Source organism: Mycolicibacterium sp. XJ879, from assembly GCF_053483935.1.
The window spans coordinates 436851-451182 of record NZ_JBEFTH010000001.1 but is presented as its reverse complement, the minus strand read 5'-3'; the positions used below and the strand labels follow the sequence as shown (position 1 = coordinate 451182).

15 protein-coding genes are annotated in these 14332 nt (G+C 64.2%); 9 read left to right on the top strand and 6 right to left on the bottom strand.

Annotated elements, in window-relative coordinates:
- Positions 1 to 155: 155 nt before the first annotated feature.
- Positions 156 to 647 (top strand): copper chaperone PCu(A)C domain-containing protein, encoded by a 492-nt coding sequence (locus tag ABQF13_RS02270; protein ID WP_448391065.1) that lies wholly within the window; start codon positions 156 to 158, stop codon positions 645 to 647.
- Positions 648 to 651: 4 nt separating this feature from the next.
- Here ABQF13_RS02270 and ABQF13_RS02265 read toward each other — a convergent pair whose 3' ends face one another.
- Positions 652 to 1242 carry an Rv2732c family membrane protein gene (locus tag ABQF13_RS02265; RefSeq protein ID WP_448391064.1) on the bottom strand — a complete coding sequence of 197 codons (591 nt, stop codon included), beginning with the start codon at positions 1240 to 1242 and terminating at the stop codon, positions 652 to 654.
- Positions 1239 to 2714: a tRNA (N6-isopentenyl adenosine(37)-C2)-methylthiotransferase MiaB gene (miaB, locus tag ABQF13_RS02260; protein ID WP_448391379.1), complete on the bottom strand. Its 1476-nt coding sequence runs from the start codon at positions 2712 to 2714 to the stop codon at positions 1239 to 1241. The genes ABQF13_RS02265 and miaB overlap by 4 nt, the downstream gene beginning before the upstream one ends.
- 223 nt (positions 2715 to 2937) lie before the next feature.
- Here miaB and ABQF13_RS02255 point away from each other — a divergent pair, with 223 nt between their 5' ends.
- The 4 genes from ABQF13_RS02255 to ABQF13_RS02240 are packed head-to-tail and all read left to right on the top strand — an operon-like array spanning position 2938 to position 6127.
- Positions 2938 to 3666 (top strand): amino acid ABC transporter ATP-binding protein, encoded by a 729-nt coding sequence (locus ABQF13_RS02255; RefSeq protein ID WP_448391378.1) that lies wholly within the window; start codon positions 2938 to 2940, stop codon positions 3664 to 3666.
- A gap of 16 nt (positions 3667 to 3682) precedes the next feature.
- Positions 3683 to 4492, top strand: a complete 810-nt coding sequence (locus ABQF13_RS02250) for a glutamate ABC transporter substrate-binding protein (RefSeq protein ID WP_448391063.1) — start codon at positions 3683 to 3685, stop codon at positions 4490 to 4492.
- A 15-nt stretch (positions 4493 to 4507) separates the two neighbouring features.
- Entirely contained in the window at positions 4508 to 5188 is a 681-nt protein-coding gene (locus ABQF13_RS02245) for an amino acid ABC transporter permease (protein WP_448391062.1), read from the top strand.
- A 60-nt stretch (positions 5189 to 5248) separates the two neighbouring features.
- Entirely contained in the window at positions 5249 to 6127 is an 879-nt protein-coding gene (locus ABQF13_RS02240; RefSeq protein WP_448391061.1) for an amino acid ABC transporter permease, read from the top strand.
- 34 nt (positions 6128 to 6161) lie between these two features.
- Here ABQF13_RS02240 and ABQF13_RS02235 read toward each other — a convergent pair whose 3' ends face one another.
- The 4 genes from ABQF13_RS02235 to recA form a co-directional block, all read right to left on the bottom strand.
- Positions 6162 to 6983 (bottom strand): TIGR03560 family F420-dependent LLM class oxidoreductase, encoded by an 822-nt coding sequence (locus tag ABQF13_RS02235; protein WP_448391060.1) that lies wholly within the window; start codon positions 6981 to 6983, stop codon positions 6162 to 6164.
- Positions 6984 to 7057: 74 nt separating this feature from the next.
- The gene (locus ABQF13_RS02230; RefSeq protein WP_448391059.1) at positions 7058 to 8152 is read right to left on the bottom strand and encodes a transporter substrate-binding domain-containing protein; all 1095 of its coding nucleotides are present in this window, start codon (positions 8150 to 8152) and stop codon (positions 7058 to 7060) included.
- Between the two features lie 186 nt (positions 8153 to 8338).
- Positions 8339 to 8860, bottom strand: coding sequence for a recombination regulator RecX (recX, locus tag ABQF13_RS02225; protein ID WP_448391058.1), 522 nt, complete (start codon positions 8858 to 8860; stop codon positions 8339 to 8341).
- Positions 8829 to 9881 (bottom strand): recombinase RecA, encoded by a 1053-nt coding sequence (gene recA / locus ABQF13_RS02220; protein ID WP_448391057.1) that lies wholly within the window; start codon positions 9879 to 9881, stop codon positions 8829 to 8831. Before recA ends, recX begins: the two co-directional genes overlap by 32 nt.
- Positions 9882 to 10140: 259 nt before the next feature.
- Between recA and ABQF13_RS02215 the strand changes: the two genes are divergently transcribed.
- The 4 genes from ABQF13_RS02215 to ABQF13_RS02200 all read left to right on the top strand — a co-directional run bounded on the left by ABQF13_RS02215 (position 10141) and on the right by ABQF13_RS02200 (position 14329).
- On the top strand, positions 10141 to 10470 hold the full coding sequence (locus ABQF13_RS02215; RefSeq protein ID WP_448391056.1) for a hydrogenase maturation nickel metallochaperone HypA/HybF: 330 nt from the start codon (positions 10141 to 10143) through the stop codon (positions 10468 to 10470).
- 2 nt (positions 10471 to 10472) lie between these two features.
- Positions 10473 to 11279, top strand: coding sequence for a hydrogenase nickel incorporation protein HypB (gene hypB, locus ABQF13_RS02210; RefSeq protein WP_448391055.1), 807 nt, complete (start codon positions 10473 to 10475; stop codon positions 11277 to 11279).
- Positions 11280 to 11389: 110 nt separating this feature from the next.
- Positions 11390 to 12445, top strand: a complete 1056-nt coding sequence (locus tag ABQF13_RS02205) for an NADH-quinone oxidoreductase subunit B family protein (RefSeq protein WP_448391054.1) — start codon at positions 11390 to 11392, stop codon at positions 12443 to 12445.
- Between the two features lie 87 nt (positions 12446 to 12532).
- Positions 12533 to 14329, top strand: coding sequence for a nickel-dependent hydrogenase large subunit (locus ABQF13_RS02200; protein WP_448391053.1), 1797 nt, complete (start codon positions 12533 to 12535; stop codon positions 14327 to 14329).
- Positions 14330 to 14332 lie beyond the last annotated feature (3 nt).

Genomic DNA, 14332 nt, shown 5'->3' with positions numbered 1-14332 from the left:
TCACGTTATCGACGCGCGCGGACGATTACCTGAGCTGCTCCTGATAAAGCGCCGTGAACACTCGCAGTGATGTCAGCAGGACTACGGCGTGTAACGCGACGGCGACTGGGAACTCCCGCAATATGCAACGACTCGCTTCCATACGCCACCGCGGCGTGACGGCCGGAGCGGTGTTGGCGCTGCTGGCGGCGGGCTGCGGGGGCGGCTCGGAGATCGGTTCGTCCAACCGCGGCGCCAACACGCAGACAGCGCAGACGTCGGTCGAGAACGCCTACATCGTGCCGCGTTTCCTACCTGGATCCTGTGCCATACAGGTCGGCGAGGACGCAGCGCTCACGTTCACCGCGACCAACAACCGGTCCGGCGAGTCGGAGACACTGCTCGCCATCGAATCCGACGCGGCCGAGGCCATCCGCATCGCTCCGAACGCAACGCTGGAGATTCCGCCCCGCACGTCGATCGCCGCGGGCCAACCGATCGAGGACGTCGGCCGATACGCCGGCCCCGACGAACCGACATCGGTGCGTGTCGAGGGGCTCCGCGAATCCGCACGCCCGGGCACATCGGTGGATGTCACTTTCCGCTTCGAAAAGCAGGGCGATCTGACGATGAAAGTCCCGGTTGAAGCGTGTCCGACCCAGTCCTGAGCGGCTAGTCCGTCGGCTTGTCGGGATCGTCGTCGTCGAACCGCTCCAACAAACCCCGCCGCTGGCGCTTGGCGGCCTCCTGGCGACGCGCCTCCTCGGCGGCGAGCTGCACAGCGGTGCGCGCCCACACCGCGCGCGCCCAGTGGTAGGTCACCACGATCACCGTCAGCCACGCGAGGATGAGCCCGATCCCGGGTCCCGGGTACGGCTCGGCCGCCGTCTGCCGGGACCACACCGCCAGCAGCCCCAGCACGCACGTTACCGAGGAACCTGCCAGCGCGATCCAGGCCAGCGCCCAGCGCCGCGTCAACAGCGCCAACATCGAGACCCCGACGGTGAACACGAGCGCGAGCCAGATGAACAACCGCGACGGCAGCGACACGGCGGCGCCGGTGGCGTCCTGGCTGTGGACGAGCACATCCCAGCCGTTGGCGGCGCCGGTGTGCGGCAACAAGAAGGACAACAACAACACGAAAACGCCGATGGCGATGATCAAAGCTCGTGCGCCGGGATCGATTTCACCGGCGACGCGGCGTTCGGCGGCTTCGAGTTCTTCCTTGAACTGGTCGAAGTTGCCGTTGCCGGGGGCGTTCATCGATCGCACCCGGTCGACGTTTCGTGCTGTGTTGGCGCGCCGATCCCCGGCATCCCGAGGCCGACGCCGGTGCGGGGCCGTTGCCCGGCGGCGTGGGCGTCGCCGGCCCTGGTACGCCGATGGGTGCCGACGGGCGCATCGGCGATCAGATGATGCGGCGCGGCGCCGGTGACCGTCGTGGTGATGACGTCGCCGGGGCGAATCTCGCGGCCGGACGGGTTGAAGTGCACCAACCGGCCGTCGCGGGCCCGCCCGGACATGCGCGCTGTGCTGGCGTCCTTGCGCCCCTCTCCGGTGGCGACCAGCAACTCGACGGTACGGCCCACCTGCGCCCGGTTCGCCTCGAGTGAGATCTTCTCCTGAAGGTCGATCAGCCGCTGATAGCGTTCGCCGACAACGGCTTTCGGGATCTGATCGTCGAACTGCGCCGCGGGCGTACCGGGTCGTTTGGAGTACTGGAAGGTGAACGCGCTGGCGAACCTGGCCTGCGTCACCACGTCGAGGGTGGCCTGGAAGTCGTCCTCGGTCTCGCCGGGGAAGCCGACGATGAGGTCGGTGGTGATCGCGGCGTGCGGGATGGCCGCGCGGACCCGGTCGATGATGCCCAGATACCGCTCGGCGCGGTAGGACCGGCGCATCGCGCGCAGCACGCGGTCCGAACCGGACTGCAACGGCATGTGCAAGGTGGGGCACACGTTGGGCGTCTCCGCCATCGCCTCGATGACGTCGTCGGTGAACTCGGCGGGGTGCGGCGAGGTGAACCGCACCCGTTCCAGGCCGTCGATGCGTCCGCACGCCCGCAGCAACTTGGCGAATGCGCCGCGGTCACGCGGTTGTTCCGGGTCAACAAACGACACACCGTAGGCGTTGACGTTCTGCCCGAGCAGCGTCACCTCCAGCACGCCCTGGTCCACCAGCGACTGCACCTCGGCGAGCACGTCGCCGGGTCGGCGGTCGACCTCCTTACCGCGCAACGCGGGCACGATGCAGAACGTGCAGGTGTTGTTGCACCCGACGCTCACCGATACCCAAGCGGCGTAGGCGGATTCGCGTGCGGCCGGCAGCGCCGAGGGAAACTCCTCGAGCGCCTCGACGATCTCGACCTGGGCGGCCCTGTTGTGGCGGGCCCGGTCGAGCAGCGCCGGCAGCGACCCGATGTTGTGGGTGCCGAACACCACGTCAACCCACGGCGCCCGCTGCAGCACCGTGTCGCGGTCCTTTTGCGCCAGACACCCGCCGACCGCGATCTGCATGTTGGGATCGGACTGTTTGCGCGGGGCCAGGTGGCTGAGGTTTCCGTACAACTTGTTGTCGGCGTTCTCGCGGACCGCACAGGTGTTGAACACCACAACGTCGGCGTCCTCACCGTCGCCGGCCTTGCGGTAGCCCGCGGCCTCCAGCAGACCAGCGAGCCGCTCGGAATCGTGCACGTTCATCTGACAGCCGTAGGTGCGGACCTGGTAGCTGCGCACGTCGCGGTCGGCGTTCGCCGTGCGCGTGCGCGTCGACGCGGTTGCCTGCGCCTGCTGCGTTACCACCGGAGTCACGGCCCCATGGTACGGACCGGCCAATGTGGCGACATGGGTGGATTAACGACTTCCGGGCATGCTGGGCCATCCCTCGGTAAGGTCTGCTCCCATGGCAATCACCGGGTCGGAGGTCAAAGACGTCGATCCGGCCCGATCCGACGCACCGATGATCTCGATGCAGGCGGTCAACAAGTACTTCGGCGACCTGCACGTGCTCAAGGACATCGACCTTGAGGTGGCCCGCGGCCAGGTGATCGTCGTGCTCGGCCCGTCGGGCTCGGGCAAGTCGACGTTGTGCCGCACCATCAACCGGCTGGAGTCGATCGATTCGGGGACCATCGCGATCGACGGTGAGGTGCTCCCGGAGGAGGGCCGCAAGCTGGCCCAGCTGCGCTCCGATGTCGGCATGGTCTTCCAGTCGTTCAACCTGTTCGCGCACAAGACGATCCTGGAGAACGTGACTCTGGCGCCCCGCAAAGTGCGCAAGGCATCCAAGGATGCGGCGCGCGAGAAGGCGATGGCGCTGCTCGAGCGCGTCGGCGTGGCCAACCAGGCCGACAAGTTTCCGGCTCAGCTCTCCGGCGGCCAGCAACAGCGGGTGGCGATCGCCCGTTCGTTGGCGATGAACCCGAAGGTGATGCTGTTCGACGAGCCGACCAGCGCGTTGGACCCCGAGATGATCACCGAGGTGCTCAACGTGATGACGTCGCTGGCTGCCGACGGCATGACGATGTTGGTGGTCACCCACGAGATGGGGTTCGCCAGGGGCGCGGCCGACAAAGTGGTATTCATGTGCGACGGGGCCATCGTCGAGTCGGCCCCGCCGTCGGAGTTCTTCACCAACCCCACCACCGACCGGGCCAAAGACTTCCTAGGCAAGATCCTGCACCACTAGTGGAAAGGAACCCCCAATGCGATCCATTCCGAGGCGTGTAGTCGCCGCTCTCGCGCTCGCCGTGGCGTTACCGCTGGCGGCTTGTGGCGGCGGTGGTGGCGACGGGGACAAGGTCGTCATCGGGACGAAGTTCGACCAGCCCGGTCTCGGTCTGAAGAACCCCGACGGCACGATGAGCGGGTTCGACGTGGACGTGGCCAGGTATGTGGCCCAGCAACTCGGTTACACCGAGGACCAGATCGAGTGGAAGGAAGCGCCGTCGCCGCAACGCGAGACGCTGATCGCCAACGGCCAGGTCGATTTCATCGTCGCGACATATTCGATCACCGACTCGCGCAAGGAGCGGGTGTCGTTCGCGGGGCCGTACCTCATCACGGGTCAGAGCCTGCTGGTGCGCAGCGACAACACCGACATCGTCGGCGCGGAGTCGCTGGAGAACAACAAAAAGCTGTGCTCGGTGACGGGTTCGACACCGGCGCAACGCATCAAGGACCAGTACCCCGGTGTGCAGTTGCAGCAGTATGACACGTATTCGGCGTGTATCGAGGCACTCAAGAACGGCGCGGTCGACGCCGTGACCACCGACGAGGTCATTCTGGCGGGCTACGCCGCCCAGAGCCCCGGGGTGTTCAAGATCGTCGGAGACACCTTCTCTGAGGAGCGTTACGGCATCGGCCTGAAGAAGGACGACACTGAACTGCAGACGCAGATCAACGACGCGCTGGTGAAGATGGAGCAGGACGGCGCCTGGAAGGCGGCCTGGGACAACAACCTTGGCGCATCGGGACTGCCGGCTCCCAACCCGCCGACGATCGACCAGACCTAGGGCCGACCGCCGCACGTGGAGATCTTCACCAGATACCAGGCCCAGATCTTCGAGGCGTTCTGGACCACGATCCAGCTGACGATCTACTCCGCCGTCGGGGCGCTCGTGCTCGGCACGGTGTTGGCCGCGATGCGGCTGGCGCCGGTGCCGGTGCTCAAATGGTTGGGTGCGGCCTATGTCAACGTGGTGCGCAACACCCCGCTGACGCTGATCATCCTGTTCTGTTCGTTCGGGATAGCCCAGACGTTGGGCATCACCCTGGTGGATCCCCAATCGCTCACGTCGATCGAAGACAGTAACTTTCGGCTGGCGGTGCTCGGATTGACCGTCTACACCGCCTCTTTCGTCTGCGAGACGTTGCGTTCGGGCGTCAACACCGTGCCGCTCGGCCAGGCCGAGGCGGCCCGGTCGCTTGGGCTGTCATTCGGCCAGAACCTGCGGATCATCCTGCTGCCACAGGCGTTTCGGGCCGTGATCATCCCGTTGGGTTCGGTGCTGATCGCGTTGACCAAGAACACCACCATCGCTTCGGCGATCGGTGTGGCCGAAGCGGCGCTGTTGATGAAGGAGATGATCGAGAACGAGGCCGCGCTGCTGGTCATCGGCAGCATTTTCGCCGCAGGGTTCGTCATCTTGACGTTGCCGCTGGGGCTGTTGTTCGGGTGGCTTGGTAAGCGAATGGCGGTGGCGCGGTGATGAGCGCTTGCGCGAAGAACAGAAGGCCCCGATGAGCGCTTACACGAAGAACGGGGCACTATGAGCGGATCGGTGCTGTTCGACGCCCCCGGCCCGCGGGCGCGGATACGCAACCACATCATCACGGTGATCACCGTCGTGATCGCGCTGTTGGCGCTGTGGGTGGTGTATTCGCAGTTGCAGGCCAAGGGTCAGCTGACCGCGGAGAAGTGGGAGCCGTTCCTGACGGCGAATCTGTGGACCACCTACATCATGCCCGGCGTCGAAGGCACGCTGACCGCTGCCGGCGTCTCGATCGTGCTTGCGCTGGCCCTTGGCCTAGTGCTCGGTGTGGGCCGGTTGTCACGGGTACTCCCGGTGCGGTGGCTGTGCTCGGTGGTCGTGGAGTTCTTCCGTGCAGTGCCGGTGCTGATCATGATGATCTTCGCGTACTTCCTGTATGCGCTCTACGGCGTGTTCCCTGGCGAATACCTGGCACTGGCCGGTGTGATCACCGGTCTGACGCTGTACAACGCCGCGGTGATCGCCGAAATCGTGCGGGCCGGTGTCGCGGCGTTGCCGCGCGGGCAGACGGAAGCCGCGTGGGCGCTGGGGCTGAGCTGGGGTCAGACGATGCGCTCGGTGTTGTTGCCCCAGGCGATCACGTCGATGCTGCCGGTGTTGATCTCGCAGTTGGTGGTGGTGCTCAAGGACTCCTCGATCGGGTTCGTGATCACCTTCGTTGAGCTGGTGCGCCAGGGCACCCAGGTCGGCGCGGCGTACGGCAACTACATTCCCGCGTTGATGGTCGTCGCGGTGATCATGATCACCGTCAACTTCACGCTGTCGTGGTTCGCGACGTGGGTGGAGGCCCGGATGCGGCGCTCGCGGCGCGGGCCGGTGCCGATGGAGGCCGAAGCTGTCGAGGAGGAAGGCGCGCCCGGCGCGAAGATCGGTTAGCCCAGGTTTGCCAGCGCGCGGCGCCGACGCGCGGCTACAGCAACTCCGCGCAGCGGCGCAACAACGCATCGCCCGGCGGCTGATAGAACGACAGCACCGCGTGCTGGCAGCCGGCGTCGACGTAGTCGGCGACGCTGTCCAGTTGAGCGTCGACCTGATCGGGACGGGTCGGATGCAAGAACAACTGCACGCCTCGACGGATCGACGACGGATCGCGGCCCAGTTCGGCGCAGGCGGCGTCGAGATGACCGCTGGCCGTACGCCATTCCTGCAGAGAGGTCGACGGCATGTTCCATTCATCGGCGTGGCGTGCGGCCACACGCAGCATCTTCGGCTGCGCGGCACCCACGATCATCGGCGGGCCAGGCCGCTGTATCGGCTTCGGTTCGCACAATGCGTCGGTGAGCGTGTAGAACCGTCCCGCGAAGGTGACCGACTCTTCGGTCCAGAGCCGCCGGATGACGGTGAGCGCTTCGTCGAGCATCGCCACCCGCACGCCCGGGGACGGGAAATCGATTCCGTAGCCGCGGTGTTCGCCCTCATGCCAACCCGCGCCGAGACCGAAATCCATTCGCCCGCCGGCGATGTGGTCGACCGTCGCCGCCATCTTGGCCAGCACCGCGGGATGGCGGTATGTGACGCCGCTGACCATACAGCCGACCCGCGCACGCCGGACCAACACCGCCATCGCCGCCAGCGTGGTCCAGCCTTCCAACGTGGGGTCGGCATGGTCGACCAGACCGTAGAAGTGGTCGTAGTTCCACACTGCCGGGAATCCGAGGTCATCTGCGGCACGCCAGAACTGCTCGAGCGTGGCGTAGTCGAACGTCGGCGCGAGCTTTACCGATACGTGCATGGCCGCAACCTTAATGCTGTTGCCGCAGGCGGACCTGGCACGACGGTCGCATAGCGAGGAGCGAGCCCATGTGTTCAGTTGAGATCTTCGGCGCTGGTGGCTGCGTCGTCGCCGAACCACTTTTCCCTGATGAGGTTGTAGGTGCCGTTTTCGCGCAGGCGATAGAGCGCTTGGTTCACTGGCTTGCGAAGCGGACTGTGGATATCGAGCACAAAACCCTGGTCTTCTTCTTGGAACACCGGTCCCGCCGTGACCGCTACTCCCTCGCCCCGGTGGGCGACGTAGTAGCGCAGGACGGGCGCATCGAAGACCACCGCCTCGTATCCCTCTTCGCGCAACAGATGGTATGAATCGTCGATCGTTTTCGTCTCAGTGGCGTCAATTCCCATGCCGCGAAGGAAGTTGGCTGCGGTGGTGCCCTCGACGGTGGCCACCGACTTGCCGTAGAGATCCGCCGGTCCGTTGATCTTGGCGTCGAGTTTGGCCACGGTCAAAGTGGCGCTCAGGTTCGCTGAGTAAAACGCGATGAACACGATACCGGCAAATCCCCACAGAATGGCCAAGGATTTCGTCAGCGCTTTGGTTGCGGAGGTGCTGTTTCTACCGACCAGTGATCCGATGCCCCATCCGAAAGATTGAATGATGCCGGGGAAATAGGATCGCGCTACAACCGGCTTGGCGCTGCGCCGCTCTATGAGCCAAAAGATATGAGCCGGAATGACGCTGACTACCACGGCGGCGGCCAACCAGATCAGCATGGTTCGCGAGAACAACAAATCAAGATAGCCACCCAAGCCGGGTACGGAGGGGCGGGTGTTGTGCACGGGCACGATGATCTGCAACCCGGAACCGAGCGTCGGTTGGGTGAAGTCGAATGCCTGCTCGCGCTCGGCCGTCAACGAGATGCCGCCGATCGCCAGGTCGGCACGTCCTTCGGCGACGGCGGCCAGCTGTCCCCGCACGTCGCCAGTATCGAGGTACTCGGTAGACCAGCCCAAGTCTTTGGTGATCTCGTTCCACAGGTCGACGCTGAAACCTGTCAGCTCGCCGCTACTGGTTGGCATGACGAACGGCTCGAGCGGGTGAATCGCGACGGTGACCGACTGTTCCTCAGGTTGCGGTTCAGGTTGTGCTGAAGCGTGTGGGACGACGTTGGGCGCGATGCCCAACAGGGAGACGCAAATGAAGACCGCCGTCAGCGCGCACCACCGCAAACCCATTCCTCACCGACCCCATTTCGTTTCGTGGCTGTTTGGCACCATACCTACAGCCCGGAGACCCGTCGGCGGCAGTCGAGATTGACTATCTACCGATCGATGGGGCGCAAGGATGTACAGCGAGACGAATAGAGCTGGCTAGACCCGGCGTCGTTCGTGTTCGGCGGCCAGCTCCGCGTTGACGACGTCAAGGGCCATGGTCTGGTGATAGCCGCGCCGCGCCAGCATGCCGACGAGCCTGCGCGCCACCTTGATGTCATCGCCGTCGGCGAGCCTTTCCCGGCGCAGCTTGGCCCGCACCAATTCCTCGGCCCGCGTCCGTTCCGCTCCGGCGTCGATGTCGGCCAACGCGGCGGTAATCACCTCGTTGTCCACACCCTTGTTGCGCAGTTCGGCGGCCAACGCGCGCTTGCCTTTTCCGGCGTTGCGCTGCCGCGACCGGACCCACTGGTCGGCGAAGTCGGCGTCGTCGACAAGACCGACGTCGGCGAGCCGGTCCAGCACCCGGTCACTGACATCCTCGGGATAACCCCGCTTGGTCAGCTGTTCCGCCAGCTCGGCGCGGGTGCGGGCCCGCACGGTGAGCAGGCGCAGACATACGTTGTGCGCCTGCTCCTCGCGGGAGGCCTCAGAAGTCGACGGGGGCGGGCAGGACGTCATCGTTCAAGTCATCGGTCATCACGGCACCAATGCCCAGTTTTTCCTTGATCTTCTTCTCGATCTCGTTGGCCACGTCGACGTTCTCCAGCAGGAAGTTGCGGGCGTTCTCCTTGCCCTGGCCCAGCTGCTCGCCCTCGTAGGTGAACCAGGAGCCGGACTTGCGGATGAAGCCCTGTTCCACACCCATGTCGATGAGCGAACCTTCGCGGCTGATGCCCTTGCCGTAAAGGATGTCGAACTCGGCTTGTTTGAAGGGGCTAGCCACTTTGTTCTTGACGACCTTGACACGAGTGCGGTTGCCCACCGCATCGGTACCGTCCTTGAGGGTCTCGATCCTCCTGACATCCAACCGAACTGAGGCGTAGAACTTCAAAGCCTTTCCACCCGTTGTTGTTTCGGGAGAGCCGAACATGACGCCGATTTTTTCGCGGAGCTGGTTGATGAAGATCGCCGTGGTGCCCGAATTATTCATAGCGCCAGTGATTTTCCGCAGCGCCTGGCTCATCAGACGGGCCTGCAGACCGACGTGACTGTCCCCCATCTCGCCCTCGATCTCGGCACGCGGCACCAACGCGGCCACCGAGTCAATGACCAGGATGTCCAGCGCGCCCGATCGGATCAGCATGTCGGCGATTTCCAGCGCCTGCTCACCGGTGTCGGGCTGAGATACCAGCAGCGAATCGGTATCCACGCCGAGTTTCTTGGCGTACTCCGGGTCCAGCGCATGCTCGGCGTCGATGAAGGCCGCGATGCCGCCGGCCGCCTGGGCATTGGCCACGGCGTGCAGCGCGACCGTGGTCTTACCCGAGGATTCCGGACCGTAGATCTCGATGACCCGGCCACGCGGTAGTCCGCCGATGCCGAGCGCCACGTCCAGGGCGATCGACCCGGTGGGAATGACGGAGATCGGCTGACGCACCTCGTCGCCGAGGCGCATCACCGAGCCTTTGCCGTGGTTCTTCTCGATCTGGGCCAGCGCGAGTTCGAGGGCTTTTTCGCGGTCAGGGGCCTGCGGTGCCATGGTGGTCTCCATCCTGGTCGGTGTTCGATGATCGGTTTCGATCAGTTGGCCATGACGTTAGAGGCGGCCACCGACAAGTCGGCCTGACCAGCATCTAGCCGTCGAACACAGCCCACGATAGACGAACACCTGTTCGACTCAAGCGTGACACGCCGTGCGCGTTGACTCCGTGCCGCAAGAGGGGCCCCCGTGGTCAACGACTCGCCCCGGGCGGTACCCGCGGCCTATCGTGGGGTCATCCCGGCCGGACGGGGCCCGCATGCACGAAATGGCGATAACACAGAGTGTCGTCGACGCGGTGTGTGAACACGCCGCGGGTCGCCGAGTGCACAGCGTCCGGTTGGAAGTCGGCGCGCTGTGTGCGGTGGTACCCGACTCGATGCAGTTCTGCTTCGAACTGGCCACCGAGGGCACCGTCGCCGACGGCGCCCGACTGGACCTCGACGTCGCACCTGGCTCGGCGCGCTGTCGCGCGTGCGGTGAGAACTTCGTGCTGCCCGACTTGATCCTGCTGTGCCCTTGCGGCAGTGCGGATGTCGAGGTGGTCGCGGGCCGTGACCTGAAGATCCTGTCGATGGAAGTGAGCTGAGCATGTGCGCAACATGTGGCTGCGGCGATGACGGTCCGACCATCACCTTGGCGGGTCACCCCCACCCGCACGAGCACCCCCATCAGCACGACCACGACCACGACGGTCACGTTCACACCGAGACGGTCTCCCTGGCGGAGAAGGTGCTCGCGAAGAACGACCTGCTGGCCGAGGACAACCGCAACTGGATGGCCGAACGCAACATCCTTGCGCTCAACCTGACCAGCTCGCCGGGCGCGGGCAAGACGACGCTACTCGAGCGCACCATCCGAGATCTCAGCCGCGATCGCCCGGTGGCCGTCATCGAAGGCGACCAAGAGACACTGCTCGACGCCGAGCGCATCAGAACGGCAGGGGCGCGCGCCGTTCAGGTGAACACCGGCGCCGGCTGTCACCTCGATGCCGCGATGGTGCGCCGGGCCCTGCAGACCCTCGACCCCGAGCCCGAGTCGATCCTCTTCATCGAAAACGTCGGCAACCTCGTTTGCCCGGCACTGTTCGATCTGGGTGAGCACAGCAAAGTCGTCGTCATCTCCGTGACCGAAGGCACCGACAAGCCGCTGAAGTATCCGCACATGTTCGCCGCAGCCGGACTCGTGGTGATCAACAAGATCGATCTGATGCCGTACGTCGACTTTGATCTTGAAAATTGTTGCGCCTACGTGCGATCCGTGAACCGGGGCGCGGAGATATTGCCGATTTCGGCTACGACCGGTGATGGTAGCGCACGGTGGTACGAATGGATCAATAATCGCGCAAACTCCGCGAAGTCCCGCCGACCCGTTGACAAGACATATCCCCGGGAGTAGACCCAGAATCAGCGGTCAAGAAGCGGGCGCTACGTCCCGGTGACGTAGGGAGCCACAGCCTGGCTCCCGGTCGTGAGGGCCCCAGCCCGGCCCCCAGGAAGCTGTGACACATGCCAATCGAGGCAGCAGTCAAAGCCGAAGAGGCATTAATTCATATCCTGTGGATCAATGCCGGTTTGAGTTGTGACGGCGATTCCGTGGCGCTGACTGCCGCCACACAACCGACCATCGAGGAGATCGCTCTCGGCGCCCTCCCCGGTCTACCCAAGGTCGCCGTTCACTGGCCCTTGATCGATTTCGAGTGCGGACCGAACGGGGGCGCCGACGATTTTCTCGAGTGGTTCTTCAAGGCCGACAGAGGCGAGTTGGAACCGTTCGTCCTCGTCGTCGAAGGGTCGATCCCAAACGAGAAAATCAAGAACGAAGGTTACTGGTGCGGGTTCGGCAACGACCCGGCGACCGGACAACCGATGACGACAAGCGAATGGCTGGACCGGCTCGCCCCGAAAGCGACGGCGATCGTGGCGGCGGGAACCTGCGCCACCTACGGAGGCATCCATGCGATGGCGGGTAACCCGACCGGAGCCATGGGCGTACCCGACTATCTCGGGTGGGACTGGAAGAGCAAGGCCGACATCCCGATCGTCTGTGTACCGGGTTGCCCGATTCATCCGGACAATTTCGCCGAGACACTCACGTATCTCCTCTACATGGCCACCGACCAGGCACCGATGATCCCATTGGATGATGCGCTTCGGCCCAAGTGGCTGTTCGGCGCCACCGTGCACGAGGGGTGCGACCGCGGCGGCTACTACGAACAGGGTGATTTCGCGACCGAGTACGGCTCGCCGAAATGCATTGTCAAACTCGGCTGTTGGGGACCGGTCGTCAAGTGCAACGTGCCCAAGCGGGGCTGGATCAACGGTGTCGGCGGCTGTCCAAACGTCGGCGGCATTTGCATCGCCTGCACAATGCCCGGCTTCCCGGACAAGTTCATGCCCTTCATGGACGAACCGCCGGGCGGCAAGGTGTCCACAGCGGCATCGGGTCTGTACGGCTCCGTGATCAAGAACTTGCGCCAAATCACCGGCCGCACGGTCGACAAGGAACCGAAGTGGCGGCATCCGGGCACGAAACTCACGACCGGGGCAACCCGCACCTGGTAGATGCGGGGCATGCCGGGTAGCCGGCATGCCCCTATTCGCGTCGAAAAGCACAGCAGGTCAGCTCATGAGACGAAAGAGAAGAGTTCGATGACAACGATCATCCCCGAACCGTCACACGTGAAGCGCGATCCCGGCCAACTCGTGGAGATGGCGTGGGATCCCATCACCCGAATCGTGGGCAGCCTCGGCATTTATACCAAGATCGATTTTGACAACAGGGAAGTTGTCGAGTGTCACAGCACGTCATCGATCTTTCGCGGTTATTCGATCTTCATGAAGGGCAAGGACCCTCGTGATGCGCATTTCATCACGAGTCGCATCTGCGGGATCTGCGGCGACAATCACGCCACATGCTCGTGCTACGCGCAAAACATGGCCTACGGCGTCAAGCCACCGCATCTCGGCGAATGGCTGATCAACTTGGGCGAAGCCGCGGAATACATGTTCGACCACAACATCTTCCAAGAAAATCTGGTCGGCGTGGACTACTGCGAGAAGATGGTCGCCGAGACCAACCCGGGCGTGCTGGCCAAAGCCGAGAACACCCAAGCGCCGCACGCCGACATGCACGGGTACCGCACGATCGCCGACATCATGCGGACGCTCAACCCGTTCACCGGCGAGTTCTATCGCGAAGCGTTGCAGGTGAGCCGAACGACACGGGAAATGTTCTGCCTCATGGAGGGCCGGCATGTCCATCCGTCAACCCTGTATCCCGGCGGGATCGGCACGACCGCAACGGTTCAGCTGATGACCGACTACATGACCCGGCTGATGCGTTACGTGGAATTCATGAAGAAGGTCGTGCCAATGCACGACGACCTCTTCGACTTCTTCTACGAGGCGTTGCCAGGTTACGACCAGGTGGGACTGCGACGCACCTTACTTGGCTGCTGGGGCTCGTTCCAGGATCCCGAGGTCTGCAACTTCGCCTACCGGGATATGGAGGCCTGGGGCCGCAAGATGTTCGTCACCCCCGGCGTCGTGGTCGATGGGAAGCTCGTGACGACGTCGCTGGTCGACATCAACCTCGGCATCCGGATCCTGTTGGGCAGTTCGTATTACGACGACTGGACCGATCAGGAGATGTTCGTCAAGAACGACCCGCTGGGAAACCCGGTGGACCGACGCCACCCATGGAATCAGCACACCAACCCCAAGCCACAGAAGCGAGATTTCGAGGACAAGTACACCTGGGTGATGTCGCCCCGCTGGTTCGACGGCGCGGACCACCTGGCACTCGATACCGGCGGAGGTCCATTGGCCAGGCTGTGGGCGACGGCACTGGCCGGCTTCGTCGACATCGGCTATGTGAAAGCGACGGGTAACAGCGTCCAGATCAACCTGCCGAAGACCGCATTGATGGGCCCGGTCGAACTCGAGTGGAAAGTGCCCCAATACGGCAGCAACACCATTGAGCGCAACCGTGCCAGAACCTACTTCCAAGCCTACGCGGCCGCGTGCGCACTGCATTTCGCGGAAAAGGCGTTGGTGGAGATCCGGGCCGGCCGAACCAAGACATGGGAGAAGTTCGAGGTGCCCGAGGAAGGTATCGGCTGCGGATTCACCGAAGCGGTGCGCGGCGTGCTGAGCCATCACATGGTTATTCGGGACGGGAAGATGGCCAACTACCACCCGTATCCGCCCACCCCGTGGAACGCCAGCCCACGCGACACCTACGGCACGCCGGGACCGTATGAGGATGCGGTGCAGGGCCAGCCCATCTTCGAGGAGAACGACAGGGAGCACTTCAAGGGCATCGACATCATGCGCACGGTCCGCAGTTTCGACCCGTGTCTGCCGTGCGGCGTGCACATGTATCTGGGCGCAGGGAAGAGCCTGGACCTCCTGCACTCCCCCACCCAGTCCGTCACCGGGGAATAGGAT

Bases quoted from the DNA above. Each gene is read 5' to 3' on its own strand.
- ABQF13_RS02265 (WP_448391064.1), bottom strand. From the start codon at position 1,242: ATGAACGCCCCCGGCAACGGCAACTTCGACCAGTTCAAGGAAGAACTC.
- ABQF13_RS02255 (WP_448391378.1), top strand. From the start codon at position 2,938: ATGATCTCGATGCAGGCGGTCAACAAGTACTTCGGCGACCTGCACGTG.
- ABQF13_RS02250 (WP_448391063.1), top strand. From the start codon at position 3,683: ATGCGATCCATTCCGAGGCGTGTAGTCGCCGCTCTCGCGCTCGCCGTG.
- ABQF13_RS02240 (WP_448391061.1), top strand. From the start codon at position 5,249: ATGAGCGGATCGGTGCTGTTCGACGCCCCCGGCCCGCGGGCGCGGATA.
- ABQF13_RS02235 (WP_448391060.1), bottom strand. From the start codon at position 6,983: ATGCACGTATCGGTAAAGCTCGCGCCGACGTTCGACTACGCCACGCTC.
- recX (WP_448391058.1), bottom strand. From the start codon at position 8,860: ATGACGTCCTGCCCGCCCCCGTCGACTTCTGAGGCCTCCCGCGAGGAG.
- recA (WP_448391057.1), bottom strand. From the start codon at position 9,881: ATGGCACCGCAGGCCCCTGACCGCGAAAAAGCCCTCGAACTCGCGCTG.
- ABQF13_RS02215 (WP_448391056.1), top strand. From the start codon at position 10,141: ATGCACGAAATGGCGATAACACAGAGTGTCGTCGACGCGGTGTGTGAA.
- hypB (WP_448391055.1), top strand. From the start codon at position 10,473: ATGTGCGCAACATGTGGCTGCGGCGATGACGGTCCGACCATCACCTTG.
- ABQF13_RS02205 (WP_448391054.1), top strand. From the start codon at position 11,390: ATGCCAATCGAGGCAGCAGTCAAAGCCGAAGAGGCATTAATTCATATC.
- ABQF13_RS02200 (WP_448391053.1), top strand. From the start codon at position 12,533: ATGACAACGATCATCCCCGAACCGTCACACGTGAAGCGCGATCCCGGC.